Below are 24,375 nucleotides of genomic sequence, written 5' to 3'. Positions count from 1 at the left end.
TACTATTGTAAGCTTTTCCTTCTTCCAGAAAAGATTTCTTTTCCGGAAGAAGAACTATATAAAACAACTACTAATTTCTATATTTTGAAGGAGGACTTCCTAATGGGAAAAGAAAAATTTGACCGTTCAAAACCGCATGTTAACATCGGTACAATTGGACACGTTGACCATGGTAAAACAACTTTAACAGCTGCGATCACAACAGTTCTTGCAAAAGCTGGCGGTGCAGAAGCACGCGGATATGACCAAATTGACGGTGCTCCAGAAGAGCGTGAGCGTGGAATTACAATTTCAACATCACACGTTGAGTATCAAACTGAAACTCGTCACTACGCACACGTAGATTGCCCAGGACATGCTGACTATGTTAAAAACATGATCACTGGTGCAGCGCAAATGGACGGCGGTATTCTTGTTGTATCAGCTGCTGACGGTCCAATGCCGCAAACTCGTGAGCACATCCTTCTTTCACGTCAAGTAGGTGTACCTTACCTTGTTGTATTCATGAACAAATGTGACATGGTAGATGATGAAGAGCTTCTTGAACTAGTTGAAATGGAAGTTCGTGATCTTCTTTCAGAATATGATTTCCCTGGCGATGATATCCCTGTTATCAAAGGATCTGCACTTAAAGCGCTTGAAGGCGAAGCTGAGTGGGAAGAAAAAATCCATGAGCTTATGACTGCAGTTGACGAGTATATCCCAACTCCAACACGCGACACTGATAAAGATTTCATGATGCCTGTTGAGGATGTTTTCTCAATCACTGGCCGTGGTACAGTAGCAACTGGACGCGTTGAGCGCGGACAAATTAAAGTCGGTGACGTAATCGAAATCATCGGTTTGACTGAAGAACCAAAATCAACAACTGTAACAGGTGTTGAAATGTTCCGTAAGCTTCTTGATTATGCTGAAGCTGGTGACAACATTGGCGCCCTTCTTCGCGGTGTAGCTCGTGAAGAAATCCAACGTGGTCAAGTACTTGCTAAACCAGGTTCAATCACACCACATACAACTTTCAAAGCGGAAGTTTATGTTCTTTCTAAAGAAGAGGGTGGACGTCATACTCCATTCTTCACTAACTACCGCCCGCAGTTCTACTTCCGTACAACGGACGTAACTGGTATCTGTAACCTTCCTGAAGGCGTAGAAATGGTTATGCCTGGTGATAACGTTGAAATGTCTGTAGAATTGATCGCTCCAATCGCGATTGAAGAAGGCACTAAATTCTCAATTCGTGAAGGCGGCCGTACTGTAGGCGCTGGCGTTGTAGCAACAATCGAAAAATAAGTTTTGACCTAACAGTCCGGTCTAGGCCGGACTGTTTTTGATTGTAAAAAAAAATTCTATCATGTGTTGCAATCAATCTGTAAACGATGTATAATAATCAATGTTGGTTTTTGACAGCGTTGATGCGGAAGGTTGCTGACACACCCGGCCGCTTTGCCATGGCGGTGATGTCAGGGAAAAATTTTCGCGGAGTATGTCTATTAGCTAAATAGGCGATAAAGGAGGGAAAATAATGGCAAAACAAAAAATTCGTATTCGTTTGAAAGCATATGATCATCGTATTCTTGATCAATCAGCTGAGAAAATCGTTGAAACGGCTAAACGTTCTGGTGCAAGTGTATCAGGCCCAATCCCGCTTCCGACTGAGAAATCTATCTACACGATCCTTCGTGCGGTTCATAAGTACAAAGATTCTCGTGAACAGTTCGAAATGCGTACTCATAAACGTTTAATCGATATCGTGAACCCGACTCCAAAAACAGTTGATTCATTGATGCGTTTAGACTTGCCGTCAGGCGTTGACATTGAAATTAAACTATAATAAATAAACTAATAATTAACCAGGAGGTGTAACTCATGACAAAAGGAATCTTAGGAAGAAAAATCGGCATGACGCAAGTGTTCGCTGAAAACGGTGACCTTATCCCGGTAACTGTAATCGAAGCAGCACCAAACGTTATCCTTCAAAAGAAAACAGTCGAAAGCGACGGCTACACAGCGGTTCAATTAGGCTTTGAAGACAAGCGTGAAAAGCTTGCTAACAAACCATTGCTTGGACACGTGAAGAAAGCAGGAGAAGGCATCGCACCTAAGCGCTTCATTCGTGAGTTCCGTAACATCAACAACGATCTTGAAATTGGTCAAGAAGTTAAAGTTGATATTTTTGCAGAAGGCGATATCGTCGACGTAACAGGGATTTCTAAAGGGAAAGGCTTCCAGGGTGCTATTAAGCGCCATAACCAATCTCGTGGTCCTATGTCCCATGGTTCGCGTTACCATCGTCGTCCAGGTTCAATGGGACCTGTAGCGCCAAACCGTGTATTTAAAAACAAACTTCTTCCAGGTCGTATGGGTGGAGAGCAAGTAACAGTACAAAACCTGCAAATCGTGAAAGTGGATGCTGAGCGCAACGTTCTTCTTATAAAAGGAAACGTACCAGGATCTAAAAAAGCTTTGATTCAAGTTAAAACTGCTGTTAAAGCAAACTAATTAACTTTTTTAGGAAAGGAGGAAACAGGAATGGCTAAAGTAAAAGTATTAAACCAAACAGGTTCTGAAGTTGGTGACATCGAATTAAATGACGCTGTATTCGGAATCGAACCAAACGAACACGTAGTATTTGAAGCAGTTGTGATGCAAAGAGCGTCGTTACGCCAAGGTAATCACAAAGTTAAAAATCGCTCGGAAGTTCGCGGCGGCGGTCGTAAACCGTGGAAACAAAAAGGAACTGGACGTGCACGTCAAGGTTCTATTCGTTCTCCGCAATGGCGTGGCGGTGGTATTGTATTCGGTCCTAATCCACGCAGCTACAGCTACAAACTACCGAAGAAAGTACGTCGTCTTGCATTGAAATCGGCTTTGTCATCAAAAGTACAAGAGCAAAACATCCTCGTTTTGGAAACATTGTCTTTCGACGCTCCAAAAACAAAAGAGTTTGTGACAGTCTTGAAAAACTTATCTGTTGACTCAAAAGCATTGATCGTAACAGACACAGTAAATGAATTCGTTGCATTGTCTGCACGCAACATCCCTGGTGTGACAGTGGTTGAAGCTGCAGGTATCAATATCCTTGACCTACTTGGACATGATAAACTTATTATGACAAAAGCAGCGGTTGAAAAAGTAGAGGAGGTGCTTGCATAATGGATTCACGCGATGTGATTAAGCGCCCCGTTATTACTGAACAATCTATGGCTGTAATGGCTGAAAAAAAATACACTTTTGATGTGGACGTTCGTGCCAACAAAACGCAAGTGAAGACTGCTATTGAAGAGATCTTCGGCGTTAAAGTTAAAAACGTAAACGTTATGAACTACAAAGGTAAATTCAAGCGTATGGGACGTCATGCTGGCTATACAAATAAACGCCGCAAAGCAATCGTAACATTGACGCAAGATAGCAAAGAAATCGAACTTTTCGAAGCGTAATAAACGCATAAATTAGAAGAGGAGGGACACGAAATGGCGATTAAAAAGTATAAACCGACCACAAATGGTCGTCGTAATATGACAACGTTGGATTATGCTGAAATTACAACAAGCACACCTGAGAAATCATTGCTTGAGCCGTTGAAAAAGAATGGCGGACGTAATAACCAAGGTAAAATCACAGTTCGTCATAGAGGCGGCGGTCATAAGCGTCAATACCGTATTATCGACTTCAAACGTGATAAAGATGGCATTCCAGGACGCGTTGCTACGGTCGAATACGATCCAAACCGTTCAGCGAACATCGCACTCGTGCACTACGTTGATGGAGAAAAACGTTATATCATAGCTCCAAAAGGCATTCAGGTTGGAACTGAAATTATGTCCGGTCCAGAAGCAGATATTAAAACAGGTAATGCACTTCCGCTCGTTAATATCCCGGTCGGTACAGTTATCCACAACATTGAATTGAAACCAGGCAAAGGCGGACAATTAGTTCGTTCAGCAGGTACATCAGCTCAAGTTCTTGGTAAAGAAGGGAAATACGTGCTCGTACGCTTGAACTCAGGTGAAGTGCGCATGATTCTTGCAACGTGCCGTGCAACAATTGGTCAAGTTGGTAACGAGCAGCATGAGCTTGTTAACATTGGTAAAGCAGGACGTTCACGCTGGTTAGGGAAACGCCCTACTGTCCGTGGTTCTGTAATGAATCCAAATGATCATCCACACGGTGGTGGTGAAGGACGCTCGCCAATTGGCCGTAAATCACCAGTTACACCTTGGGGTAAACCAGCTCTTGGTTACAAAACACGTAAAAAAGTTAATAAATCCGATAAATTTATCGTTCGTCGTCGTAAAAAATAACGTCATTGTCCTACGGTTCTACATACGAACCGTAGATCAATCACGAAGGGAGGTACACAAATGGGCCGCAGCTTGAAAAAAGGACCTTTTGTTGATGATCATTTATTCAATAAAGTTGAGAAGTTGAACGAGACTGAAAAGAAACAAGTTATTAAAACTTGGTCACGCCGTTCTACAATTTTCCCAACATTCATCGGACACACAATCGCAGTATACGATGGTCGTAAACACGTGCCTGTATACGTTACTGAAGATATGGTTGGACATAAACTTGGTGAATTCGCGCCAACGCGTACGTATAAAGGACACGTTGCTGACGATAAGAAAACAAGACGTTAATTGAGAGGAGGATATCCCAATGGAAGCTAAAGCTGTCTTAAAAACAGTACGCATTGCTCCTCGTAAGGTACGTCTAGTGATTGACCTGATTCGAGGTAAGCAAGTTGGAGAAGCAGTGGCGATCTTAAAACATACGCCGAAAACATCATCTCCTGTAATTGAAAAATTATTAAACTCTGCGATTGCGAATGCAGAGCATAACTATGATCTTGATGTAAACAATCTCGTTGTAACTCAAGCCTATGTTAACGAAGGACCAACATTGAAACGTTTCCGTCCACGTGCAATGGGACGTGCAAGCGCAATTAACAAACGCACAAGTCACATAACAATCGTTGTGGCAGAAAAAAAGGAGGGATAATTCGTGGGTCAAAAAGTACATCCTCATGGACTGCGCGTCGGGATCATTCGCGACTGGGATTCTAAATGGTACGCTGAAAAAGATTACGCGGATCTTCTTCACGAAGATTTGAAAGTTCGCGGATACATTGAAGAGCGCCTTAAAGATGCTTCTCTATCCCGTGTTGAAATCGAACGTGCTGCGAATCGCGTGAACGTTACTGTTCACACTGCTAAACCAGGTATGGTTATTGGTAAAGGTGGTTCCGAAGTAGAAGCACTTCGCAAAGCTTTGAACGAGTTAACAGGCAAACGTGTTCACATTAACATTGTTGAAGTGAAAAGAGCAGATCTTGACGCTAAACTTGTAGCGGAAAACATTGCTCGTCAACTTGAAAATCGTGTATCATTCCGCCGTGCGCAAAAGCAGGCTATCCAACGGACAATCCGTTCAGGGGCAAAAGGAATTAAAACACAGGTTTCAGGACGTCTTGGCGGAGCAGATATTGCCCGTGCTGAACATTACAGTGAAGGAACAGTTCCACTTCATACGCTTCGTGCTGATATTGACTATGCGCACGCTGAAGCAGATACAACATACGGCAAGCTTGGTGTGAAAGTATGGATCTATCGTGGAGAGATTCTTCCGACGAAGAAGAAAACTCAGGAAGGAGGCAAATAATATGTTGTTGCCAAAACGCGTGAAATATCGTCGTGTACATCGCGGCAAAATGCGCGGTCAAGCGAAAGGCGGAACAGAAGTGGCATTTGGTGAATATGGTCTTCAAGCTGTTGAAGCTTCATGGATCACAAATCGTCAAATCGAATCTGCCCGTATTGCGATGACTCGTTACATGAAACGTGGCGGTAAAGTGTGGATCAAAATTTTCCCACACAAACCATATACGAAAAAACCTCTTGAAGTACGGATGGGTTCCGGTAAAGGGGCACCTGAAGGATGGGTAGCGGTTGTTAAACCAGGCAAGATCATGTTTGAAATTGCCGGCGTTTCTGAAGAAGTAGCACGTGAAGCACTTCGTTTGGCAGCACATAAGCTTCCAGTGAAATGCAAAATCGTAAAACGTGAAGAAATTGGTGGTGAATCAAATGAAAGCTAATGAAATCCGTGAACTTACCACTGCTGAAATTGAACAACAAGTAAAGTCGCTCAAAGAAGAACTTTTCAACCTTCGCTTTCAATTGGCGACGGGACAGCTTGAGAATACTGCTCGTATTCGTGAAGTACGTAAAGCGATCGCCCGCATGAAAACCGTGATTCGTCAGCGGGAAATTGATAACCGATAATTGAAAGGAGGTTTGCACGATGAGCGAACGCAATCAGCGTAAAGTTTACACAGGCCGCGTTGTATCCGACAAAATGGATAAAACAGTAACGGTTGTTGTTGAAACATATAAGACACACTCACTTTACGGCAAACGCGTAAAGTATTCTAAAAAGTTTAAAGCTCATGATGAGAACAACGAAGCAAAAATCGGTGACGTAGTACGCATCATGGAAACTCGCCCGCTTTCTGCAACAAAACGTTTCCGCCTTCTAGAAGTAGTGGAAAAAGCAGTCATCATCTAATTAATGTTCGGATAAATGTTAAAGTCCGAAAGGAGGTAACCTAAATGATCCAGCAAGAATCACGTTTAAAAGTAGCTGACAATTCTGGTGCACGTGAAGTATTGACGATCAAAGTTCTCGGTGGTTCTGGCCGTAAAACTGCTAACGTCGGTGATGTAATCGTGTGTACAGTAAAACAAGCAACACCAGGTGGCGTTGTCAAAAAAGGTGAAGTGGTAAAAGCGGTTATCGTTCGCACGAAACGCGGTGTACGCCGTAATGACGGTTCTTACATTCGCTTCGACGAAAACGCATGTGTTATCATTCGTGATGATAAGAGCCCGCGTGGCACACGTATTTTCGGCCCGGTTGCCCGCGAACTTCGCGACAGCAATTTCATGAAGATTGTTTCCCTTGCTCCTGAAGTAATCTAATTGAACTGAACAAATAAAAGGTCAATCAAGGAGGTGCGCAACATGCACGTGAAAAAAGGCGATAAAGTCATGGTAATCACAGGTAAAGATAAAGGCAAAACAGGAGTTATCCTTGCTTCTTTCCCTAAAAAAGACCGTGTCCTTGTTGAAGGAATTAACATCGTGAAAAAACACGCGAAACCTTCACAACTGAATCCGCAAGGCGGCATTCTTAGCCAAGAGGCACCTATTCACGTATCCAATGTAATGCTATTGGATCCGAAAACGAATGAACCTACTCGCGTAGGGTACAAAGATGTGGACGGCAAGAAAGTCCGCGTAGCTAAAAAATCCGGTGAAACTTTAGATAAATAATAGTGCCAAAGAAGGGAGGTATTCTAAGTGAACCGCCTTAAAGAAAAATATCAAAAAGAAATTACACCTGCTCTTGTGAGCAAGTTCAATTATAACTCTGTAATGCAAGTGCCTAAAGTTGAAAAAATCGTTGTAAACATGGGTGTTGGTGAAGCTGTTCAAAATGCAAAAATATTGGACACAGCAGTTGAAGAACTTCAACAAATCACTGGTCAAAAGCCAATGGTTACTCGTGCAAAAAACTCAATCGCGGGATTCCGTCTTCGTGAAGGTATGCCAATCGGTGCGAAAGTAACTCTTCGCGGCGAGCGCATGTACGAATTCCTTGATAAACTTGTTTCTGTTTCACTTCCACGTGTACGTGACTTCCGCGGCGTTTCTAAAAAAGCGTTCGATGGTCGTGGCAACTACACACTAGGTGTTAAAGAACAGTTGATTTTCCCTGAGATTGATTACGATAAAGTATCAAAAGTACGTGGCATGGATATCGTCATTGTTACTACTGCTAACACAGACGAAGAAGCTCGTGAATTGTTAACACAAATTGGAATGCCGTTCCAAAAGTAATCGCTATATAAGGGAGGCGAAAACGTGGCTAAAAAATCAATGATTGCGAAACAAAAACGCACGCAAAAGTTTAAGGTACAAGAGTATACACGTTGCGAACGCTGCGGGCGTCCACACTCTGTATTACGCAAATTTAAACTTTGCCGTATTTGTTTCCGTGAACTAGCTTATAAAGGTCAAATTCCTGGCGTTAAAAAAGCCAGCTGGTAATACACTGATTCCGGAAGGAGGTAAAAACAAATGGTTATGACAGATCCAATTGCTGACTTGCTAACTCGCATTCGTAATGCGAACATGGTTCGTCACGAAAAACTGGAAGTACCTGCTTCCAATATCAAACGTGAAATTGCTAATATTCTTAAACGTGAAGGTTTTGTCCGTGATGTTGAATTCATCGAAGATGACAAACAAGGTGTTATCCGTATTTTCTTGAAATATAGCGGCAATGAGCGTGTAATCACAGGCTTGAAACGTATTTCTAAACCAGGCCTTCGTGTATATGCGAAAGCTGATGAGGTACCGCGTGTTCTTAATGGACTTGGTATTGCGATTATTTCTACATCAACGGGTGTAGTTACTGATAAAGAAGCCCGCGCTAAACAAGTAGGCGGCGAAGTACTCGCTTACGTTTGGTAATAATTTTTTAACGAATGGAGGTGCGAAACTATGTCACGCGTAGGAAAAAAACCAATCGAATTGCCAGAAGGCGTTACGATTACGAATAACAACAATGAACTTACTGTCAAGGGTCCTAAAGGAGAATTGATTCGCCAGTTCAACAAAGATTTGACGATTGGAGTAGATGGCAGCACTGTTACAGTAAGCCGTCCTTCAGACTCAAAAGAACACCGTACAATTCACGGAACCACTCGTGCTCTTCTATCTAACATGATTGAGGGTGTATCAAAAGGATTCGAACGAAACCTTGAGTTGGTTGGTGTCGGTTACCGTGCCCAGAAACAAGGAACAAAACTTGTTTTGAATGTAGGTTACTCTCACCCAGTGGAATTCGAACCGGAAAACGGTATCGAAATCGAAGTACCTGTTAATACAAAGATTAGCATTAAAGGTATCGATAAAGAACGCGTTGGCGCAATTGCTGCTAACATCCGCCAAGTTCGTCCTCCTGAACCGTACAAAGGTAAAGGTATTCGCTATGAAGGCGAACATGTACGACGTAAAGAAGGTAAAACAGGTAAATAATGCCGCGTAGGCAACGGAAAGGAGTGACCTCGGGATGATTACAAAACCTGATAAAAATAAAACGCGTAAAAGACGCCACGCTCGTGTTCGTGCGAAAATTGCTGGAACAGAGGCGCGTCCACGCTTGAACGTTTTCCGTTCTAATAAGCATCTATACGCTCAATTGATTGATGATGCAAATGGTGTTACACTTGCAAGTGCTTCAACTATTGAAAAAGATTTCGGTCTTGAATCAACAAGCAACCAGGAAGCTGCTGCGAAAGTAGGCGAATTGCTGGCTAAACGCGCAACTGAAAAAGGCGTTGCTTCTGTTGTATTCGATCGTGGGGGCTACCTTTATCATGGCCGCGTTAAAGCTTTGGCTGACGCAGCACGTGAAAATGGCCTTGAATTCTAAATAAAAGGAGGGACATATTTAATGCGTCGCATTGATCCAAACAAACTTGAACTTGAAGAACGCGTAGTAACGGTTAACCGTGTGGCGAAAGTCGTGAAAGGCGGACGCCGTTTCCGCTTCACAGCACTCGTTGTCGTTGGCGATAAAAATGGTAATGTAGGCTTTGGAACAGGTAAAGCGCAAGAAGTTCCAGATGCTATTCGTAAAGCAATTGAAGATGCGAAGAAAAATCTTGTATCTGTACCGATGGTTGGCACAACGTTGCCACATCAAGTAATCGGTCATTTTGGTGCGGGTGAAGTTTTATTAAAACCTGCTTCTGAAGGTACGGGAGTTATCGCAGGCGGACCTGTCCGTGCGGTGCTTGAACTTGCTGGTGTTGGTGATATCCTTTCCAAATCACTCGGTTCAAACACGCCAATCAACATGGTTCGTGCTACAATCGAAGGGTTGAAAGAACTCAAAACAGCTGAAGAAGTTGCAAGACTTCGCGGCAAGTCTGTAGAAGAACTGTTAGGATAAGGAGGGAATCACAATGGCTGAAAAATTACAAATTACCCTCACTCGCAGCCTGATCGGACGTACGCAAGATCAGCGCGAAACTGTTAAGGCACTTGGTCTTCGCAAAATGCATCAGACGGTTGAGCAAAATGACAACACGGCAATTCGCGGTATGATCAACAAAGTGTCTCATCTTGTGACTGTTACAGAAAAATAATTTTATTTTATAGAACAAGGAGGTGCACAAGCATGAAACTTCATGAATTGAAACCAGCTCAAGGTTCTCGCAAAGAACGGAATCGTGTTGGACGCGGAACTGGTTCCGGTAACGGAAAAACGTCCGGTAAAGGTCATAAAGGTCAAAACGCACGTTCTGGTGGCGGTGTACGTCTAGGATTTGAAGGCGGACAGACTCCTTTATTCCGTCGTCTCCCTAAACGAGGATTTACGAATGTGAATCGTAAAGATTATGCAGTCGTAAATATTGATACTTTAAATCGTTTTGAAGAAGGTACAGAAGTTACACCTGAACTTCTTATCGAAAGCGGCATTGTGAAAAACGAAAAAGCAGGAATCAAAATTCTTGCGAATGGCAATGTAGAGAAAAAGCTGACTGTTAAAGCTCACAAATTCTCTGCTGCTGCAAAAGAAGCAATTGAAGCGGTTGGCGGTAAGACAGAGGTGGTCTAATGTTTCGCACAATCTCCAATTTTATGCGTGTGGGTGATATAAGGAATAAAATTATATTTACCCTACTTATGTTAATCGTATTCCGTATCGGCACTTTCGTTCCAGTACCGTTTGTGAACGCAGATGTTCTCCGTAGCCAGGAGCAGGCGGGATTGATTGGATTTCTGAATACATTCGGTGGAGGAGCTTTACAAAACTTCTCAATTCTTGCAATGGGAATTATGCCGTATATTACAGCATCTATCATCGTGCAGCTTTTGCAAATGGACGTTGTGCCAAAGTTTACTGAATGGTCCAAGCAAGGTGATGCAGGACGGCGTAAATTGACTCAGTTTACGCGTTATTTCACAATTGTTCTCGGATTCATTCAAGGTATTGGTATGTCATACGGATTTAACCGTTTGTATGGCGGGATGCTTGTCGAAAATAACAGCCTGTCTGGATTTTTGTTGATTGCACTCGTGTTAACGGCAGGGACGGCTTTTCTTATGTGGCTAGGTGAGCAAATTACCGCTAAAGGAGTCGGCAATGGAATTTCGATTATCATTTTCGCAGGGATTGTTGCGGCAATTCCAAGTGCGGTAAATCAAATTTATGCACAGCAAATTGAAGGAGCAGGCGATCAGCTTTTCCTACGTATTGTTGTTCTGCTTTTGATTTTGCTTGCAGTATTGGCAATTGTTGTCGGAGTTATTTTCTTCCAGCAGGCGCTGCGGAAAATTCCAATTCAATATGCAAAACGTGTTGGAGCAGGCGGCATGGCACCTATGGGGAGCCAGTCGACTCATCTTCCATTGAAAGTAAATGCTGCCGGAGTTATCCCGGTTATCTTTGCGATCTCATTCTTGATTACACCCCAAACGATTGGTTCGTTTTTTGGATCAAATGATGTGACGACAACGATACAAAACATCTTTGATTACACGAAACCGATTGGGATGACCATTTATGTCGCATTGATTATTGCGTTTACGTATTTCTATGCTTTCATTCAAGTAAACCCTGAACAAGTTGCTGATAACTTGAAAAAGCAGGGTGGATATATTCCAGGCATTCGACCTGGAAAGAACACACAAGATTATTTGACAAACGTGCTTTACCGACTGACATTTGTCGGTGCAATATTCCTTTCAGCCGTTGCTGTGCTGCCAGTTTTCTTTATTCAATTCGCGGGTCTTCCACCAGCGGCGCAAATCGGCGGTACTAGTCTTTTGATCGTCGTCGGTGTGGCACTTGAAACAATGAAGCAGCTTGAAGCACAACTTGTAAAGCGTCATTACAAAGGCTTTATGAAGTAAGCATGGGTGAGGTGTGACTTCACTCTAATCGGACTGAGGGGGAATATCAATGAATCTCGTGTTAATGGGATTGCCAGGTGCTGGTAAAGGTACTCAGGCAGAAAAAATTGTTGAAAAGTACGGTGTTCCGCACATTTCAACAGGTGACATGTTCCGCGCTGCGATGAAAGATGAAACGGAACTAGGCCTAAAAGCAAAATCATTTATGGATAAAGGGGAGCTCGTTCCGGATGAAGTAACGATCGGAATTGTGAACGAGCGTCTTGCGCAATCTGATTGTGCAAAAGGATTCCTTCTTGATGGATTCCCACGTACAGTCGCTCAAGCAGAAGCGCTTGAAGATATTCTTGCAAACCTTGACCGTAAAATTGATTACGTCATTAATATCAGTGTTGATAAAGACATCTTAATGGGACGCTTAACAGGCCGCCGCATATGCAAAAGCTGCGGTGCAACGTATCATCTGGAATTTAATCCGCCATCTGAGGAAGATAAGTGCGATCGCTGCGGCGGCGAACTTTATCAACGTGCAGATGACAATGCAGAAACGGTTCAAAACCGTCTTGACGTTAATTTAAAGCAAACAGAACCATTGCTTGCTTTTTATCGCGAAAAAGGATATTTGAAGAACATTAACGGTCAGCAAAATATCAATGTTGTCTTTGAAAACATTGATCAATTACTTGAAGGCCTACGTAAATAATGATCATTTGTAAAACCCCTCGAGAACTGGAGATTATGAAAGAAGCGGGGCATATTGTTGCGCAAACACATCAGGAATTGCAAAAATATATCTCCCCTGGTATAAGTACGATGGAACTGGATGCCATTGCTGAAGCGTGCATTAGGCGTTACGGTGCAACACCTTCTTTTAAAGGCTACAATGGATTTCCTGGCAGCATATGCGCTTCAGTAAATGCAGAGCTTGTACACGGGATCCCAAGTGATCGTCGTTTGAAAGAAGGCGACATCATCAGTATTGATATCGGTGCTTACTACAAGGGTTATCATGGCGACTCGGCCTGGACATACGCTGTCGGCCGGATTGTACCTGAAACGGAGAAACTTCTCGAAGTAACAGAGGAATCGCTTTACGTGGGGCTGGGTGAAGCGAAATCGGGTGAACATCTTTCAAACATCTCCCATGCGATTCAAACGTATGTGGAATCGAATGGCTTTTCAATCGTTCGTGAGTATGTTGGGCATGGTGTCGGGCAAAACCTTCATGAGGCTCCGCAAATTCCTCATTACGGTCCGCCGGGAAAAGGTCCAGTGTTAAAACCCGGAATGGTGCTCGCGATCGAACCGATGGTTAATGCCGGTCGTCGTTATGTAAAGACACTTGAGGATAATTGGACTGTCATTACGCAGGATGGAAAAATGTGTGCTCATTTTGAACATACAATTGCGATAACCGAAACAGGCTTCGACATTTTGACGCAAGTTTGATGGCAAAAGCCACTCGGGATGAAAAGTGAAGGGAGATGAAAAAAATGGCGAAAGACGATGTAATTGAAATTGAAGGTACTGTCACTGAAACTTTGCCAAACGCCATGTTTAAGGTAGAATTGGAAAATGGACATACGATTTTAGCTCACGTTTCGGGCAAAATTCGTATGCACTTTATCCGTATCCTGCCTGGCGATAAAGTAACAGTAGAACTTTCACCGTATGATTTAACACGCGGACGGATCACGTACCGTTACAAATAACATTTATGGCGCTCCGGACTATGAAGGAGGTTGGAGAAATGAAAGTAAGACCATCAGTAAAGCCAATCTGTGAGAAATGTAAAGTTATTCGCAGACGTGGCAAAGTTATGGTTATTTGTGAAAACCCTAAGCATAAACAAAAACAAGGCTAATATTAAAGGAGGTGCACATTATATGGCACGTGTAGCAGGTGTTGATATTCCACGCGATAAGCGTGTAGTTATCTCATTAACTTATATTTTTGGTGTAGGCAGACCGACTTCTAAGCAAGTTCTTGCTGAAGCAGGTGTTTCTGAAGATACGCGCGTTCGTGATTTGACGGAAGATGAATTAAATAAAATCCGTGAAGTTATTGACCGCTTGAAAGTAGAGGGTGACCTTCGTCGTGAAGTATCTCTTAACATTAAACGTTTGATGGAAATCGGTTCATTCCGTGGTATCCGTCACCGTCGCGGACTTCCAGTACGTGGACAAAATACAAAAAACAACGCGCGTACTCGTAAAGGACCGCGTAAAACTGTAGCTAACAAGAAAAAATAATTGGTAAAGGAGGTCAATTTTCGACATGGCTCGTAAACAACAATCTCGTAAGCGTCGTGTGAAAAAGAATATTGAATCTGGTATTGCACACATCCGCTCAACATTCAATAACACAATTGTAACAATTACTGATGTTCATGGTAACGCTCTAGCATGGTCAAGTGCAGGTGCTTTAGGATTTAGAGGATCACGTAAATCAACTCCGTTTGCTGCTCAAATGGCTGCTGAAACAGCTGCTAAAGCATCAATCGAACACGGTATGAAAACTCTTGAAGTAACAGTTAAAGGTCCTGGTTCTGGTCGTGAAGCAGCAATTCGTGCTCTTCAAGCAGCAGGTCTTGAAGTAACAGCTATTAAAGACGTAACGCCGGTTCCACATAATGGCTGTCGTCCTCCAAAACGTCGCCGTGTTTAATCTTCCTGTATAAAGGATAGCTATTCCGGTTATAATGGAAAATTGACTGTTTTGATTCAGGAATTGACCAATTGTTATGCAAAATCGGGAATGGTAAACATGGAGAATTTCGGCTTGCCGGAATTTTGACGTATTTGAGGAGGGAAAATGGAATGATCGAAATTGAAAAGCCAAAAATTGAAACGGTTGAGATCAGCGATGATGCTACATTTGGAAAGTTCGTCGTGGAACCACTTGAACGCGGATATGGTACAACTTTAGGTAACTCTTTACGTCGTATCTTATTATCCTCACTTCCGGGTGCCGCGGTCACTGCCATTCATATTGATGGAGTGCTTCACGAATTCTCAACAATTGAGGGCGTCGTAGAAGATGTAACATCGATCATTTTGAATATCAAAAAACTAGCGTTGAAGATTTATTCCGATGAGGAAAAAACGCTTGAAATCGATGTGCAGGGTCAAGGAACCGTAACGGCTGCCGACATTACCCACGACAGCGATGTGGAAATTTTAAATCCGGATTTGCATATTGCGACATTGGGTGAAAATGCCAATTTCCGTATGCGATTGACGGCACAGCGCGGCAGAGGGTACAACCGAGCCGATCACAATAAAAAAGAAGATCATCCAATCGGCGTCATTGCGATCGACTCCATCTATACACCTGTTTCCCGCGTGAATTTCCAAGTGGAAAATACTCGTGTTGGACAGCTTGCCAACTTTGATAAATTGTCACTGGACGTATGGACAGATGGCAGTATCGGACCGAAAGAAGCGATTTCTTTAGGGGCAAAAATTTTAACAGAACATCTTAATATTTTCGTAGGATTGACTGATGAAGCACAGCATGCGGAAATCATGGTGGAAAAAGAAGAAGATCAGAAAGAAAAAGTACTTGAGATGACGATCGAAGAACTTGATCTTTCCGTACGTTCTTATAACTGCCTGAAACGCGCAGGTATTAATACTGTTCAAGAACTTGCGAACAAGAGTGAAGACGATATGATGAAAGTCCGTAATCTTGGCCGTAAATCGCTTGAAGAAGTAAAAGCGAAATTGGATGAGCTTGGTCTCAGCTTGCGAAAAGAAGATTAATTTAAGACATCAATAAAGGAGGGTATCTTCATGGGTTACAGAAAGCTAGGACGTACAAGCGCTCAGCGCAAAGCGATGCTCCGCGATCTTACAACAGATCTCATCATTAGTGAACGCATCGAAACGACTGAAACACGCGCGAAAGAATTGCGTTCAGTTGTTGAAAAAATGATTACACTAGGTAAACGTGGTGACTTGCATGCCCGCCGTCAGGCTGCTGCATATCTTCGTCACGAAGTCGCTTCTACTGTTGAAGTAGAGAAAAATGGCAAAACAAAAGAGCAGCCGGTATATGCTCTTCAAAAATTATTTGATGATGTTGCACCGCGCTATACAGAGCGTCAAGGTGGCTACACTCGTATTATGAAGGTTGGTCCACGCCGCGGCGATGGCGCACCAATGGTCATTATTGAGCTTGTTTAATAGCCAATAAGATCGCGAAATGGGCAAAACAAAACAAACATTGCTTTGTTTTGTCTTTTTTATATACGTATGGAGTTGTTTGCTCTCATTCAACAAGCTTAGAGTGTTACGATGGGCGTATCACAGGTACCATGTGCGTCCCGTCTAGCTCATGTACCCCCAACCAAGGCCGCAAGCAGCGGCAAGAATGTTTATTCTTTGGTTCGGGGTGCGGGCTTTTTTTGTTTGCAAGAACAGGGAGGCACGGCATGAATACAATAGCCATTTCAATCAAAGGGGTTTCTTATCAATATCCCGAACAGGAATCAATTGCTTTAAATAATGTCTCACTGGATGTATATAAAGGAGAATGGCTGGCGATTGTGGGTCATAATGGTTCCGGTAAGTCAACGCTCGCTAAGATGTTGAATGGACTCCATTATCCATCTGAAGGTACAGTTATGATTGGTGGGTATGCACTCAATGAAGAAAATGTTTGGGCTATTCGTGAAAAATTAGGGATGGTTTTTCAAAATCCAGATAATCAATTTGTTGGAACAACGGTGCAAGATGATGTGGCTTTTGGGTTAGAAAATAACGGTGTTGAACATGGTGTAATGGAGGAGCGTGTTTACGCCTCTCTTGAAAAAGTTGGCATGACTGCTTTTCTGAATCAAGAGCCACACCATCTTTCAGGTGGACAGAAACAACGCGTGGCGATAGCAGGTGTGATTGCTTTACGCCCGGACATCATTTTATTAGATGAAGCAACATCGATGCTTGACCCACTTGGACGTGAAGAAGTGATGGATACTGTTCGTGAATTGAACGAAAAAGAAGGACTGACGGTTATTTCGATTACGCATGACCTCGAGGAAGCAGCAAAAGCAGATCGGGTAATCGTCTTGAATGAGGGCAGGCTTTATACAGAGGGAACACCACAAAATATTTTTCAATTGGACAGAGAACTTTTGAATCTCGGTCTCGGTGTACCATTTGCTGTTCAAATGAGTCAACTGCTGACAGATGCAGGCCTGCATCTGTCACAGCGTCATTTTAATGAAGAAGAGCTGGTGAGTGAACTATGGACATTAAACTTCGAGAGGTAGAATACCGATATGCGGCCGGTACACCGTTTGAACGCCCAGCAATTACTGATGTGTCCTTTCACATCCCCTCAGGCCAGTATGTTGCCATTATCGGTCATACAGGCTCAGGCAAATCGACTGTTCTTCAGCATTTAAATGTGCTTCTCAAGCCGTTAAAAGGAGAAATTGAGATTGGAAGCCATACAATTGCAGCAGGACGGAAAGAAAAGAATTTAAAAGAGATCCGCCGCCGTGTGGGCATCGTGTTTCAATTTCCAGAACATCAGTTATTTGAAGAAACAGTTGAAAAGGATATTTGCTTCGGTCCGATGAATTTTGGTGTAGCAGAAAATGATGCGAAGAACCGTGCACTTGAGGCAGTGCGGCTTGTCGGTCTGCCGGAAGATGTACTGAAGAAATCACCGTTTGATTTGTCCGGCGGGCAAATGAGGCGTGTTGCGATTGCCGGTGTGCTGGCGATGAAACCGGACGTCCTTGTACTTGATGAACCGACAGCAGGACTTGATCCGAGCGGTCGGCAGGACATTATGAACATGTTCACGGGATTGCAGAAGACGAACGGGCTGACGTGTGTACTAGTTACTCACAGTATGGAAGATGCAGCACGGTATGCGGATAAAATCGTTATTATGTATAAAGGAAGTGTTCATCGTATCGGTACTCCGCGTGACATTTTTCGCGATACAGATAGTTTAACGAGTGTAGGTCTTAATGTACCGGAAACAGTTCGATTTCAGCAGTCTTTTGAAAAAAGGCTTGGGCGGCCGCTTGACAAAGTCTGTTTAACGCCTGAAGAACTGGCTGCAGAAATAGGCAAACTACGCGGTGAAATATCATGATGGAGAAAATTATTTTTGGCCGCTATTTGCCATCGGATTCTGTTGTGCACCAGATGGATCCGCGTGCGAAGCTGTTATTTATTTTTGCATTTGTCGGAATCGTTTTTTTAGCGAATAACGTTATGACGTACGCACTGATCGGTGCATTTACCTTTTTAATCGTCTTTTTATCAAAAGTGAAACTGCGCTTTTTAATTGGGGGCCTTAAGCCGGTACTTCTCCTCGTCCTGTTTACATTCTTTTTGCACGTTTTTTTTACAAAAGAAGGGGATATTCTTACACAATTCGGCTTGTTGACGATTTATAAAGGCGGCGTTATAAAAGGGATTTTTATTTCTTTGCGGTTTTTACTGCTTATTTTAGTGACATCACTTCTTACACTGACGACGCCGCCTATATCGGTAACAGACGGAATTGAGTCTTTATTTGGTCCACTTAAAAAGATAAAAGTACCAGTGCACGAACTGGCGCTCATGATGTCCATTTCTCTTCGATTTATTCCGACATTGCTGGATGAAACAGATAAAATCATGAAAGCACAGAGGGCACGAGGGGCCGACTTTTCGAGCGGATCGATTTCGAACCGGGTTAAAGCAATTATACCTCTTTTAATACCATTGTTTGTAAGTGCCTTTAAACGCGCAGAGGAGCTTGCAGTAGCGATGGAAGCACGTGGCTACAAAGGCGGCGAAGGACGGACGAAATACCGGATCTTGCGGTGGAGCATGCGTGATACGATGGCGATGGTGTTTCTAGTTGTCCTATCTGCTGCTTTATTCATATTAAGGAGTTACTAGGAGAGATCAAGTTGAAAAGGATCAAATGTGAACTCATGTATGATGGTTCGCGCTTTTCAGGTTATCAGTCGCAGCTGAACGGCCGGACCGTGCAGCAGGAGCTTGAAAAGGCCTTATACGTTATCCACAAAAAGACATCCGTTAAAACGCATGCATCTGGTCGTACGGACGCTGGTGTGCACGCACTCGGGCAGATCGTTCATTTTGACACGTCCATCCAGATGCCAGCCGAAAGATGGGCAAGAGCGCTTAATGGGGAACTTCCTGCTGATATTTCGGTGAAGGGGACAGAAGAAGTGCCGGATTCATTTCATGCGCGCTATTCCGTTAAAGGGAAGGAATACCGTTACCGTATTTACAGGACTCCGTTCCGGGATCCATTTAAGAAAGCCTACGCCCACCATTACCCGTACCAGCTTGATGTGGGGCGGATGAAGGAAGCGGCTCTTTATTTAATTGGTGAACATGACTTTACATCGTTTTGTTCGGCGAAAACTGATAAAGAAAACAAAGTTCGGACGATAACAGATATTACATTTATTGAACAGGACAATGACCTTGAAGTGAGATTCGTTGGTAATGGATTTTTATACAATATGGTTCGAATTATAGCAGGAACATTAATAAAAGCAGGAAACGGGCGCATTGAGCCTGCTGAAATGGCTTTTATTTTGGCAGATCGGGACCGTAAGCGTGCAGGCCAAACAGCACCGGCAGAGGGGTTATATTTGTGGAAAGTTTTTTATTGAAACGCATGGCAACTAAACCGAGTGTTGCATTTTTTCTTGACAATAAAATAAAGACAATATATTATAACATATGGTATGTTATTTGACCCCACGATAAGCCCCGGAAGTTTATTCGTGATATAAATACATTGAACCGTAAAAACATTAACAAATCAGGAGGGTAAACAATGCGTACGACTTATATGGCTAAAGCAAGCGAAATCGAGCGTAAATGGTTCGTGATCGATGCTGAAGGCAAAACATTGGGCCGCCTATCAAGCGAAGTAGCATCTATTTTGCGCGGCAAACATAAACCAACTTTTACACCGCACGTTGATACTGGTGATAACGTCATCATCCTCAACGCTTCTAAAATTGAATTGACTGGTAACAAACTTCAAGGGAAAATTTACTACCGTCACAGCATGTATCCAGGTGGTTTGAAAACACGTACAGCACAAGATATGCGTGATAAAAACCCTGAAAGAATGCTTGAGCTTGCTATTAAAGGCATGCTTCCAAAAGGTTCTTTAGGCCGTCAAATGTTCAAAAAACTTCACGTATACGCTGGAGCAGAACATAAGCATGAAGCACAACAACCGGAAGTTTACGAACTTCGCGGATAATAAATATTAAAAGGAGGAAATGACATTGTCACAAGTTCAATACTTAGGCACAGGACGCCGTAAAAGTTCAGTAGCCCGTGTACGTCTCGTACCAGGCGAAGGTAAAATTCTAATCAATGGCCGTACTGCTGAAGATTATATTCCATTTGAAGCGTTGCGCACTGTAATCAATCAGCCGCTTGTTGCGACTGAAACAGGAAGCAGCTATGATGTACATGTAAATGTAAACGGAGGCGGCTACACAGGGCAAGCGGGAGCGATCCGTCACGGTATCGCCCGTGCTCTTTTGCAAGTCGATCCAGAATATCGCCCAACACTTAAACGTGCAGGTTACCTTACACGTGATGCACGTGCGAAGGAACGTAAAAAATACGGTCTTAAAGGTGCACGTCGCGCGCCACAGTTCTCAAAACGTTAATTTTATGTTAACAAAAATCCTTTCTCCAATCTGGAGAAAGGATTTTTTTCATTTACAGGAAATTTCGTTCATATACTGTTTGTGACAGGAGGGACTATTTATGAAGCGGGTTGCTGTTGTAATTCTTCTGATTGCCATCGTCGCCTTTTTTTATCAAGATATTAAACCTGTTTTTAATACGTGGAAGTTGCCGCTTACGGGTCTGACAATTATGATCGATCCCGGGCATGGGGGGATAGATGGAGGTGCGGGAGACGTTGGCGCACTGGAGAAAGACATCGCATTATCCGTTTCAGAAAAGCTGAGGGATTATTTAAATGGACAGGGAGCAGTCGTGTTAATGACAAGAGAAGAAGATAAAGATCTAGCAGGAGAAGAAACGAAGAGCGTTCGTACAAGGAAAACAGAAGATTTGCAGCAAAGAAGTCGGCTCATTAATGAGTCGCAAGCTGACTTATTTATTAGTATTCATTTAAATGCCATTCCATCGGAAAGATGGCGCGGATCTCAAACATTTTATGCTTCTCACCTACCTGAGAATAAAAAAATAGCTACATCCATTCAGCGCGAGCTGACAGTTAATCTTGAAAATACAGATCGGAAGCCGGCAGAAATTGGACATGTGTATATTTTAAAAGAAGCAACTATACCAGGAGCACTTGTCGAAATCGGTTTTTTATCAAATCGAGAAGAGCGTCTCCTTCTGTTAAATGAGGAGTATCAAGATAAAACAGCAGCTTCTGTATCACGTGGTATATTGCGTTATTTTGAAAGCCAGTAACCGTTATCCATCCTTCATTTATATGATTATGGTATACTGAATAAAGTGAATAATACAAGTGAAGGATGGTGCTCCCTATGCTGACAGAAGCACGAGTACGCGACATTGTGAATGCCCTTGAAGACCCTTTTTTACATAAAACTCTTGCGGAAACAGGTGGCATTGAAGAGATTACAATCAAAGAAGAGCAAAATCATGTAAGCGTGAAGATTGCCATCGCCCAAACGGGAACGCCTGAACAATTGCAGTTGCAAATGCGAATTGTAAATTCGTTAAAAGAAGCAGGTGTTGAAACAGTCGGTCTTCGTTTTACGGAACTTTCTGAAGAGAAAATAGCTCAATTTCGTGGTGTAGATGCCGGCGGAAAGGATGAAGGATTGCTTTCTCCAGATAGTGAGACTGTCTTTTTAGCCATTGCGAGTGGTAAAGGCGGCGTTGGAAAATCAACTGTATCGGTCAACTTAGCGATCTCACTTGCCCGTCTTGGCAAAAAAGTAGGGCTTGTTGATGCGGATATTTACGGATTCAGTGTACCGGATATGATGGGGATCACAACACGTCCGATCGTTCGTGGTGAAAAAATAATCCCCGTTGATCGATTCGGCGTGAAGGTCATTTCAATGGGCTTTTTCGTTGATGATAATGCACCGGTCATTTGGCGTGGTCCGATGCTTGGTAAAATGTTGAACAACTTTTTCAAAGAAGTAGAGTGGGGCGACCTTGACTATTTATTGCTTGATTTGCCGCCAGGAACAGGGGATGTCGCACTCGACGTTCATACAATGCTTCCACATTGTAAAGAAGTCATCGTGTCGACGCCGCATCCGACTGCCGCATTCGTTGCAGCTCGTGCAGGTGCAATGGCCCTACAAACCGAACATGAATTAGTAGGTGTTATTGAAAATATGGCTTATTTTGAAAGCAAATCGACGGGTGAAAAAGAGTACATTTTCGGTAAAGGCGGCGGTGACAAGCTAGCTGATGAATTACGAACGGAGATACTTGGCCGTCTGCCGCTTCAGCAGCCAGACTGGGATGAAGAAGATTTTGCTCCATCCGTTTATGCAGAAGATCACCCGCTTGGCGCAATTTATCAAGAAATTGCGGCAAAACTTGATACGAAACTATCTTCAAAGTAAACAGCTTCCGGGTCACGGCCCGGAAGCTGTTTGTGTAAAAAGACAAAATTTGTCCACGTCTCTTAACCTTTCTTTTTCACTAGTGTATTGTTACAATCGAAAGAGAAGAATAATACAGGGGGATTCATGAGTGGGTATACGAAACTGGATACGATTTTTTATACATACATTGCTGATCGGCGGAGCGGTTGCCGGTATTGTAGGCTTTATCATTCGCTGGAGTGAATTTTCACCCCTTTTCGCAAATGGTGAATGGAAAGAAGTGCTGTCTGTTCTTGCTTGGCTGATCGGTGTTGGTTTTACATTTAGTGTTATTAGCCAGATGGGGTTCTTTGCCTACTTGACAATCCATCAGTTTGGACTAGGATTATTTCGAACATACTGGAATTTTATCCAGATCGCACTAATCATTGTCGTGCTGTTCGACCTTGTTTATTTCCGGTTCGAAGCATTCGGCAGCGATGGGGAAGCAATCAGTGCTTATTTAATTTTAGCAGCTGTTTTATTCATTGCCGGTCTCCTAGTTGCATGGCTAAAGGGGAAAGGGAAAAATAAGAATGTCTTCGTTGCAGCGTTGTTCTTTATGATCGTCGTTACAACACTTGAGTGGCTTCCTGTTTTGCAGGCAAATGAAGAAAGCTGGCTTTACTTAATGCTCTTTACACTATTACCGTGTAATGCATTTCAGCTCTTAATGCTACCGAAATACAATCAAAAAGTCTCAAAAGCCAAATAATCGGCCTTTGAGACTTTTTTTATGGAATATACTGAATTTTCGTATCACCACCAATCATTTCAGACAAGCTGATTAATTTTTCTTTTTTGGATAAAATAGAGATCCATTTCTCCACTGCAAGCTGGTCCTCGTCAGTGTTTATTAAAATAATATCTCCTTTATCTGATTCTTTTATAAAAGAATCAGCGGATTGGCTGCGTAAATCAATACTCCATTGTACGGGTAAATAACCATGGGCAGCCGCAACGTGTAAAAGATTCTTATGTTCCTTGCCGTCTGCTGCCCGTAAAAAGACAATGTCTTTTTGTCCATGCGAAGCAAGTATTTTTTTTACAGCAGCAATTTCTTGAATGATCTTGTCCTCATTAGAAGAATCGGTAACAAGAACACCTATATCAAATGCTCTGTCGACGAGTAATTTTGATGCTTTTGGATGGTGTTTAAGCCAAGAGGAAGTAACAAAAAAAGAAGCAGTTGTTTCATTTTTGATCAAAGCATGAACTAATTTCCCAATGTTTTTTTCTTGTTGATCTACATTTACTGTTAAAGAAATACCGCTCTGACCGGCGTAAATATTGTTTGTTGCTCCATCCATTGAGATGACAGGATGTTCGTTGTTAGGCTGCGAAAATAAGAAAAAAAGGCAGGCTGACATAAGAAAAAAAGCAACCCATTTTAATTGTTTGGCACGTATAAATAGGAATGGTGTCATTGTCAAAGCCCCCGATTTAAAAGGATTAAATAAAGTATATGAATGAAAAATAAAAAAATACGAAAAAACGATTGACCTTTTGTAAAGAAATATGTTAAATTAAATCTTGCCGTTACGAAGATGTAAAGTTGCTGAAAAATATTATTAAAAAGGTATTGACGCGAAAACGGTGAAATGTTAATATATAAAAGTCGCTGTCGAACAGCGAAATTGAACATTGAAAACTGAACAAAATCAATAAAAACGTCAACGTTTTAGTTTTAAATCTTATCAGGCAGATGCTTGTCATTTGCAGATAAACAAATGAGCAAGTCAAACACTTTTTGGAGAGTTT

General features: G+C 42.6%; 41 protein-coding genes. 40 read left to right on the top strand and 1 reads right to left on the bottom strand.

The window, feature by feature from the left end; translation table 11 throughout:
- The first annotated feature begins 102 nt into the window (after positions 1 to 102).
- The 40 genes from tuf (at position 103) to BLL40_RS12605 (ending at position 23,329) form a co-directional block, all read left to right on the top strand.
- Positions 103 to 1,290, top strand: a complete 1,188-nt coding sequence (tuf, locus tag BLL40_RS12800) for an elongation factor Tu (RefSeq protein WP_073712285.1) — start codon at positions 103 to 105, stop codon at positions 1,288 to 1,290.
- A 232-nt stretch (positions 1,291 to 1,522) separates the two neighbouring features.
- Positions 1,523 to 1,831 carry a 30S ribosomal protein S10 gene (gene rpsJ / locus BLL40_RS12795; RefSeq protein ID WP_018395154.1) on the top strand — a complete coding sequence of 103 codons (309 nt, stop codon included), beginning with the start codon at positions 1,523 to 1,525 and terminating at the stop codon, positions 1,829 to 1,831.
- Positions 1,832 to 1,866: 35 nt separating this feature from the next.
- On the top strand, positions 1,867 to 2,499 hold the full coding sequence (gene rplC, locus BLL40_RS12790; RefSeq protein ID WP_073712284.1) for a 50S ribosomal protein L3: 633 nt from the start codon (positions 1,867 to 1,869) through the stop codon (positions 2,497 to 2,499).
- Between the two features lie 30 nt (positions 2,500 to 2,529).
- Complete coding sequence (gene rplD, locus BLL40_RS12785) at positions 2,530 to 3,153, top strand: 50S ribosomal protein L4 (protein ID WP_073712283.1); 624 nt, start codon at positions 2,530 to 2,532, stop codon at positions 3,151 to 3,153.
- Positions 3,153 to 3,437 (top strand): 50S ribosomal protein L23, encoded by a 285-nt coding sequence (gene rplW / locus BLL40_RS12780; RefSeq protein WP_073712282.1) that lies wholly within the window; start codon positions 3,153 to 3,155, stop codon positions 3,435 to 3,437. Before rplD ends, rplW begins: the two co-directional genes overlap by 1 nt.
- Before the next feature lie 33 nt (positions 3,438 to 3,470).
- Positions 3,471 to 4,301, top strand: coding sequence for a 50S ribosomal protein L2 (gene rplB / locus BLL40_RS12775; protein WP_073712281.1), 831 nt, complete (start codon positions 3,471 to 3,473; stop codon positions 4,299 to 4,301).
- A gap of 60 nt (positions 4,302 to 4,361) precedes the next feature.
- Positions 4,362 to 4,640: a 30S ribosomal protein S19 gene (rpsS, locus tag BLL40_RS12770; protein WP_018395159.1), complete on the top strand. Its 279-nt coding sequence runs from the start codon at positions 4,362 to 4,364 to the stop codon at positions 4,638 to 4,640.
- A gap of 19 nt (positions 4,641 to 4,659) precedes the next feature.
- A complete protein-coding gene (gene rplV, locus BLL40_RS12765; protein ID WP_073712280.1) occupies positions 4,660 to 5,001 on the top strand; it encodes a 50S ribosomal protein L22 in 342 nt (113 codons plus the stop codon).
- 3 nt (positions 5,002 to 5,004) lie between these two features.
- Positions 5,005 to 5,661 carry a 30S ribosomal protein S3 gene (rpsC, locus tag BLL40_RS12760; protein WP_018395161.1) on the top strand — a complete coding sequence of 219 codons (657 nt, stop codon included), beginning with the start codon at positions 5,005 to 5,007 and terminating at the stop codon, positions 5,659 to 5,661.
- 1 nt (position 5,662) lies between these two features.
- Positions 5,663 to 6,097 (top strand): 50S ribosomal protein L16, encoded by a 435-nt coding sequence (gene rplP / locus BLL40_RS12755; protein WP_018395162.1) that lies wholly within the window; start codon positions 5,663 to 5,665, stop codon positions 6,095 to 6,097.
- Positions 6,087 to 6,284 carry a 50S ribosomal protein L29 gene (gene rpmC / locus BLL40_RS12750; RefSeq protein ID WP_045851860.1) on the top strand — a complete coding sequence of 66 codons (198 nt, stop codon included), beginning with the start codon at positions 6,087 to 6,089 and terminating at the stop codon, positions 6,282 to 6,284. Before rplP ends, rpmC begins: the two co-directional genes overlap by 11 nt.
- A gap of 19 nt (positions 6,285 to 6,303) precedes the next feature.
- Positions 6,304 to 6,567: a 30S ribosomal protein S17 gene (rpsQ, locus tag BLL40_RS12745; protein WP_018395164.1), complete on the top strand. Its 264-nt coding sequence runs from the start codon at positions 6,304 to 6,306 to the stop codon at positions 6,565 to 6,567.
- A 44-nt stretch (positions 6,568 to 6,611) separates the two neighbouring features.
- A complete protein-coding gene (gene rplN, locus BLL40_RS12740; RefSeq protein ID WP_018395165.1) occupies positions 6,612 to 6,980 on the top strand; it encodes a 50S ribosomal protein L14 in 369 nt (122 codons plus the stop codon).
- Positions 6,981 to 7,022: 42 nt separating this feature from the next.
- On the top strand, positions 7,023 to 7,334 hold the full coding sequence (gene rplX, locus BLL40_RS12735; RefSeq protein WP_018395166.1) for a 50S ribosomal protein L24: 312 nt from the start codon (positions 7,023 to 7,025) through the stop codon (positions 7,332 to 7,334).
- Positions 7,335 to 7,361: 27 nt separating this feature from the next.
- A complete protein-coding gene (rplE, locus tag BLL40_RS12730) occupies positions 7,362 to 7,901 on the top strand; it encodes a 50S ribosomal protein L5 (RefSeq protein ID WP_018395167.1) in 540 nt (179 codons plus the stop codon).
- A gap of 24 nt (positions 7,902 to 7,925) precedes the next feature.
- Complete coding sequence (gene rpsN / locus BLL40_RS12725; RefSeq protein ID WP_010285078.1) at positions 7,926 to 8,111, top strand: 30S ribosomal protein S14; 186 nt, start codon at positions 7,926 to 7,928, stop codon at positions 8,109 to 8,111.
- 30 nt (positions 8,112 to 8,141) lie between these two features.
- Positions 8,142 to 8,537, top strand: a complete 396-nt coding sequence (gene rpsH, locus BLL40_RS12720; RefSeq protein ID WP_018395168.1) for a 30S ribosomal protein S8 — start codon at positions 8,142 to 8,144, stop codon at positions 8,535 to 8,537.
- A gap of 30 nt (positions 8,538 to 8,567) precedes the next feature.
- Complete coding sequence (gene rplF, locus BLL40_RS12715) at positions 8,568 to 9,104, top strand: 50S ribosomal protein L6 (RefSeq protein ID WP_073712279.1); 537 nt, start codon at positions 8,568 to 8,570, stop codon at positions 9,102 to 9,104.
- Between the two features lie 34 nt (positions 9,105 to 9,138).
- On the top strand, positions 9,139 to 9,501 hold the full coding sequence (rplR, locus tag BLL40_RS12710) for a 50S ribosomal protein L18 (RefSeq protein ID WP_018395170.1): 363 nt from the start codon (positions 9,139 to 9,141) through the stop codon (positions 9,499 to 9,501).
- Between the two features lie 21 nt (positions 9,502 to 9,522).
- Complete coding sequence (gene rpsE / locus BLL40_RS12705) at positions 9,523 to 10,023, top strand: 30S ribosomal protein S5 (protein ID WP_073712278.1); 501 nt, start codon at positions 9,523 to 9,525, stop codon at positions 10,021 to 10,023.
- Positions 10,024 to 10,036: 13 nt separating this feature from the next.
- Entirely contained in the window at positions 10,037 to 10,219 is a 183-nt protein-coding gene (gene rpmD / locus BLL40_RS12700) for a 50S ribosomal protein L30 (RefSeq protein WP_018395172.1), read from the top strand.
- 32 nt (positions 10,220 to 10,251) lie between these two features.
- Positions 10,252 to 10,692, top strand: coding sequence for a 50S ribosomal protein L15 (gene rplO / locus BLL40_RS12695; RefSeq protein WP_073712277.1), 441 nt, complete (start codon positions 10,252 to 10,254; stop codon positions 10,690 to 10,692).
- On the top strand, positions 10,692 to 11,990 hold the full coding sequence (gene secY, locus BLL40_RS12690) for a preprotein translocase subunit SecY (protein WP_073712276.1): 1,299 nt from the start codon (positions 10,692 to 10,694) through the stop codon (positions 11,988 to 11,990). The genes rplO and secY overlap by 1 nt, the downstream gene beginning before the upstream one ends.
- Positions 11,991 to 12,039: 49 nt before the next feature.
- Positions 12,040 to 12,693: an adenylate kinase gene (locus BLL40_RS12685; RefSeq protein ID WP_073712275.1), complete on the top strand. Its 654-nt coding sequence runs from the start codon at positions 12,040 to 12,042 to the stop codon at positions 12,691 to 12,693.
- Positions 12,693 to 13,439, top strand: coding sequence for a type I methionyl aminopeptidase (gene map / locus BLL40_RS12680; protein ID WP_073712274.1), 747 nt, complete (start codon positions 12,693 to 12,695; stop codon positions 13,437 to 13,439). The genes BLL40_RS12685 and map overlap by 1 nt, the downstream gene beginning before the upstream one ends.
- Positions 13,440 to 13,483: 44 nt before the next feature.
- Positions 13,484 to 13,702, top strand: a complete 219-nt coding sequence (gene infA / locus BLL40_RS12675; RefSeq protein WP_018395177.1) for a translation initiation factor IF-1 — start codon at positions 13,484 to 13,486, stop codon at positions 13,700 to 13,702.
- Between the two features lie 38 nt (positions 13,703 to 13,740).
- On the top strand, positions 13,741 to 13,854 hold the full coding sequence (gene rpmJ / locus BLL40_RS12670) for a 50S ribosomal protein L36 (protein WP_000868344.1): 114 nt from the start codon (positions 13,741 to 13,743) through the stop codon (positions 13,852 to 13,854).
- A gap of 22 nt (positions 13,855 to 13,876) precedes the next feature.
- Positions 13,877 to 14,242 carry a 30S ribosomal protein S13 gene (rpsM, locus tag BLL40_RS12665; protein ID WP_018395178.1) on the top strand — a complete coding sequence of 122 codons (366 nt, stop codon included), beginning with the start codon at positions 13,877 to 13,879 and terminating at the stop codon, positions 14,240 to 14,242.
- Between the two features lie 25 nt (positions 14,243 to 14,267).
- The gene (gene rpsK, locus BLL40_RS12660; RefSeq protein ID WP_018395179.1) at positions 14,268 to 14,657 is read left to right on the top strand and encodes a 30S ribosomal protein S11; all 390 of its coding nucleotides are present in this window, start codon (positions 14,268 to 14,270) and stop codon (positions 14,655 to 14,657) included.
- A gap of 152 nt (positions 14,658 to 14,809) precedes the next feature.
- The gene (locus BLL40_RS12655; protein WP_018395180.1) at positions 14,810 to 15,754 is read left to right on the top strand and encodes a DNA-directed RNA polymerase subunit alpha; all 945 of its coding nucleotides are present in this window, start codon (positions 14,810 to 14,812) and stop codon (positions 15,752 to 15,754) included.
- Between the two features lie 30 nt (positions 15,755 to 15,784).
- The gene (gene rplQ, locus BLL40_RS12650) at positions 15,785 to 16,177 is read left to right on the top strand and encodes a 50S ribosomal protein L17 (protein WP_018395181.1); all 393 of its coding nucleotides are present in this window, start codon (positions 15,785 to 15,787) and stop codon (positions 16,175 to 16,177) included.
- 248 nt (positions 16,178 to 16,425) lie between these two features.
- Positions 16,426 to 17,265, top strand: coding sequence for an energy-coupling factor ABC transporter ATP-binding protein (locus tag BLL40_RS12645; RefSeq protein ID WP_073712273.1), 840 nt, complete (start codon positions 16,426 to 16,428; stop codon positions 17,263 to 17,265).
- The gene (locus BLL40_RS12640; RefSeq protein ID WP_073712272.1) at positions 17,241 to 18,104 is read left to right on the top strand and encodes an energy-coupling factor ABC transporter ATP-binding protein; all 864 of its coding nucleotides are present in this window, start codon (positions 17,241 to 17,243) and stop codon (positions 18,102 to 18,104) included. Before BLL40_RS12645 ends, BLL40_RS12640 begins: the two co-directional genes overlap by 25 nt.
- The gene (locus tag BLL40_RS12635; RefSeq protein WP_073712271.1) at positions 18,101 to 18,901 is read left to right on the top strand and encodes an energy-coupling factor transporter transmembrane component T family protein; all 801 of its coding nucleotides are present in this window, start codon (positions 18,101 to 18,103) and stop codon (positions 18,899 to 18,901) included. Before BLL40_RS12640 ends, BLL40_RS12635 begins: the two co-directional genes overlap by 4 nt.
- Before the next feature lie 11 nt (positions 18,902 to 18,912).
- Positions 18,913 to 19,650: a tRNA pseudouridine(38-40) synthase TruA gene (gene truA, locus BLL40_RS12630; RefSeq protein ID WP_073712270.1), complete on the top strand. Its 738-nt coding sequence runs from the start codon at positions 18,913 to 18,915 to the stop codon at positions 19,648 to 19,650.
- A gap of 167 nt (positions 19,651 to 19,817) precedes the next feature.
- Positions 19,818 to 20,255: a 50S ribosomal protein L13 gene (rplM, locus tag BLL40_RS12625; RefSeq protein ID WP_018395186.1), complete on the top strand. Its 438-nt coding sequence runs from the start codon at positions 19,818 to 19,820 to the stop codon at positions 20,253 to 20,255.
- Positions 20,256 to 20,280: 25 nt separating this feature from the next.
- Entirely contained in the window at positions 20,281 to 20,673 is a 393-nt protein-coding gene (gene rpsI, locus BLL40_RS12620; RefSeq protein ID WP_073712269.1) for a 30S ribosomal protein S9, read from the top strand.
- Positions 20,674 to 20,773: 100 nt separating this feature from the next.
- Positions 20,774 to 21,454 (top strand): N-acetylmuramoyl-L-alanine amidase CwlD, encoded by a 681-nt coding sequence (gene cwlD / locus BLL40_RS12615; RefSeq protein WP_073712268.1) that lies wholly within the window; start codon positions 20,774 to 20,776, stop codon positions 21,452 to 21,454.
- Between the two features lie 77 nt (positions 21,455 to 21,531).
- Positions 21,532 to 22,593, top strand: a complete 1,062-nt coding sequence (locus tag BLL40_RS12610; protein WP_073712267.1) for an Mrp/NBP35 family ATP-binding protein — start codon at positions 21,532 to 21,534, stop codon at positions 22,591 to 22,593.
- A 130-nt stretch (positions 22,594 to 22,723) separates the two neighbouring features.
- Positions 22,724 to 23,329 carry a KinB-signaling pathway activation protein gene (locus BLL40_RS12605; protein WP_073712266.1) on the top strand — a complete coding sequence of 202 codons (606 nt, stop codon included), beginning with the start codon at positions 22,724 to 22,726 and terminating at the stop codon, positions 23,327 to 23,329.
- A gap of 19 nt (positions 23,330 to 23,348) precedes the next feature.
- Here BLL40_RS12605 and BLL40_RS12600 read toward each other — a convergent pair whose 3' ends face one another.
- Entirely contained in the window at positions 23,349 to 24,041 is a 693-nt protein-coding gene (locus BLL40_RS12600; protein WP_073712265.1) for a polysaccharide deacetylase family protein, read from the bottom strand.
- Positions 24,042 to 24,375: the final 334 nt, after the last annotated feature.

Source organism: Domibacillus mangrovi (assembly GCF_001906925.1).
Taxonomy (GTDB): domain Bacteria; phylum Bacillota; class Bacilli; order Bacillales; family Domibacillaceae; genus Domibacillus; species Domibacillus mangrovi.
The sequence above is the reverse complement of the archived record's forward strand: the minus strand, read 5'-3'. Positions and strand labels throughout refer to the sequence as shown.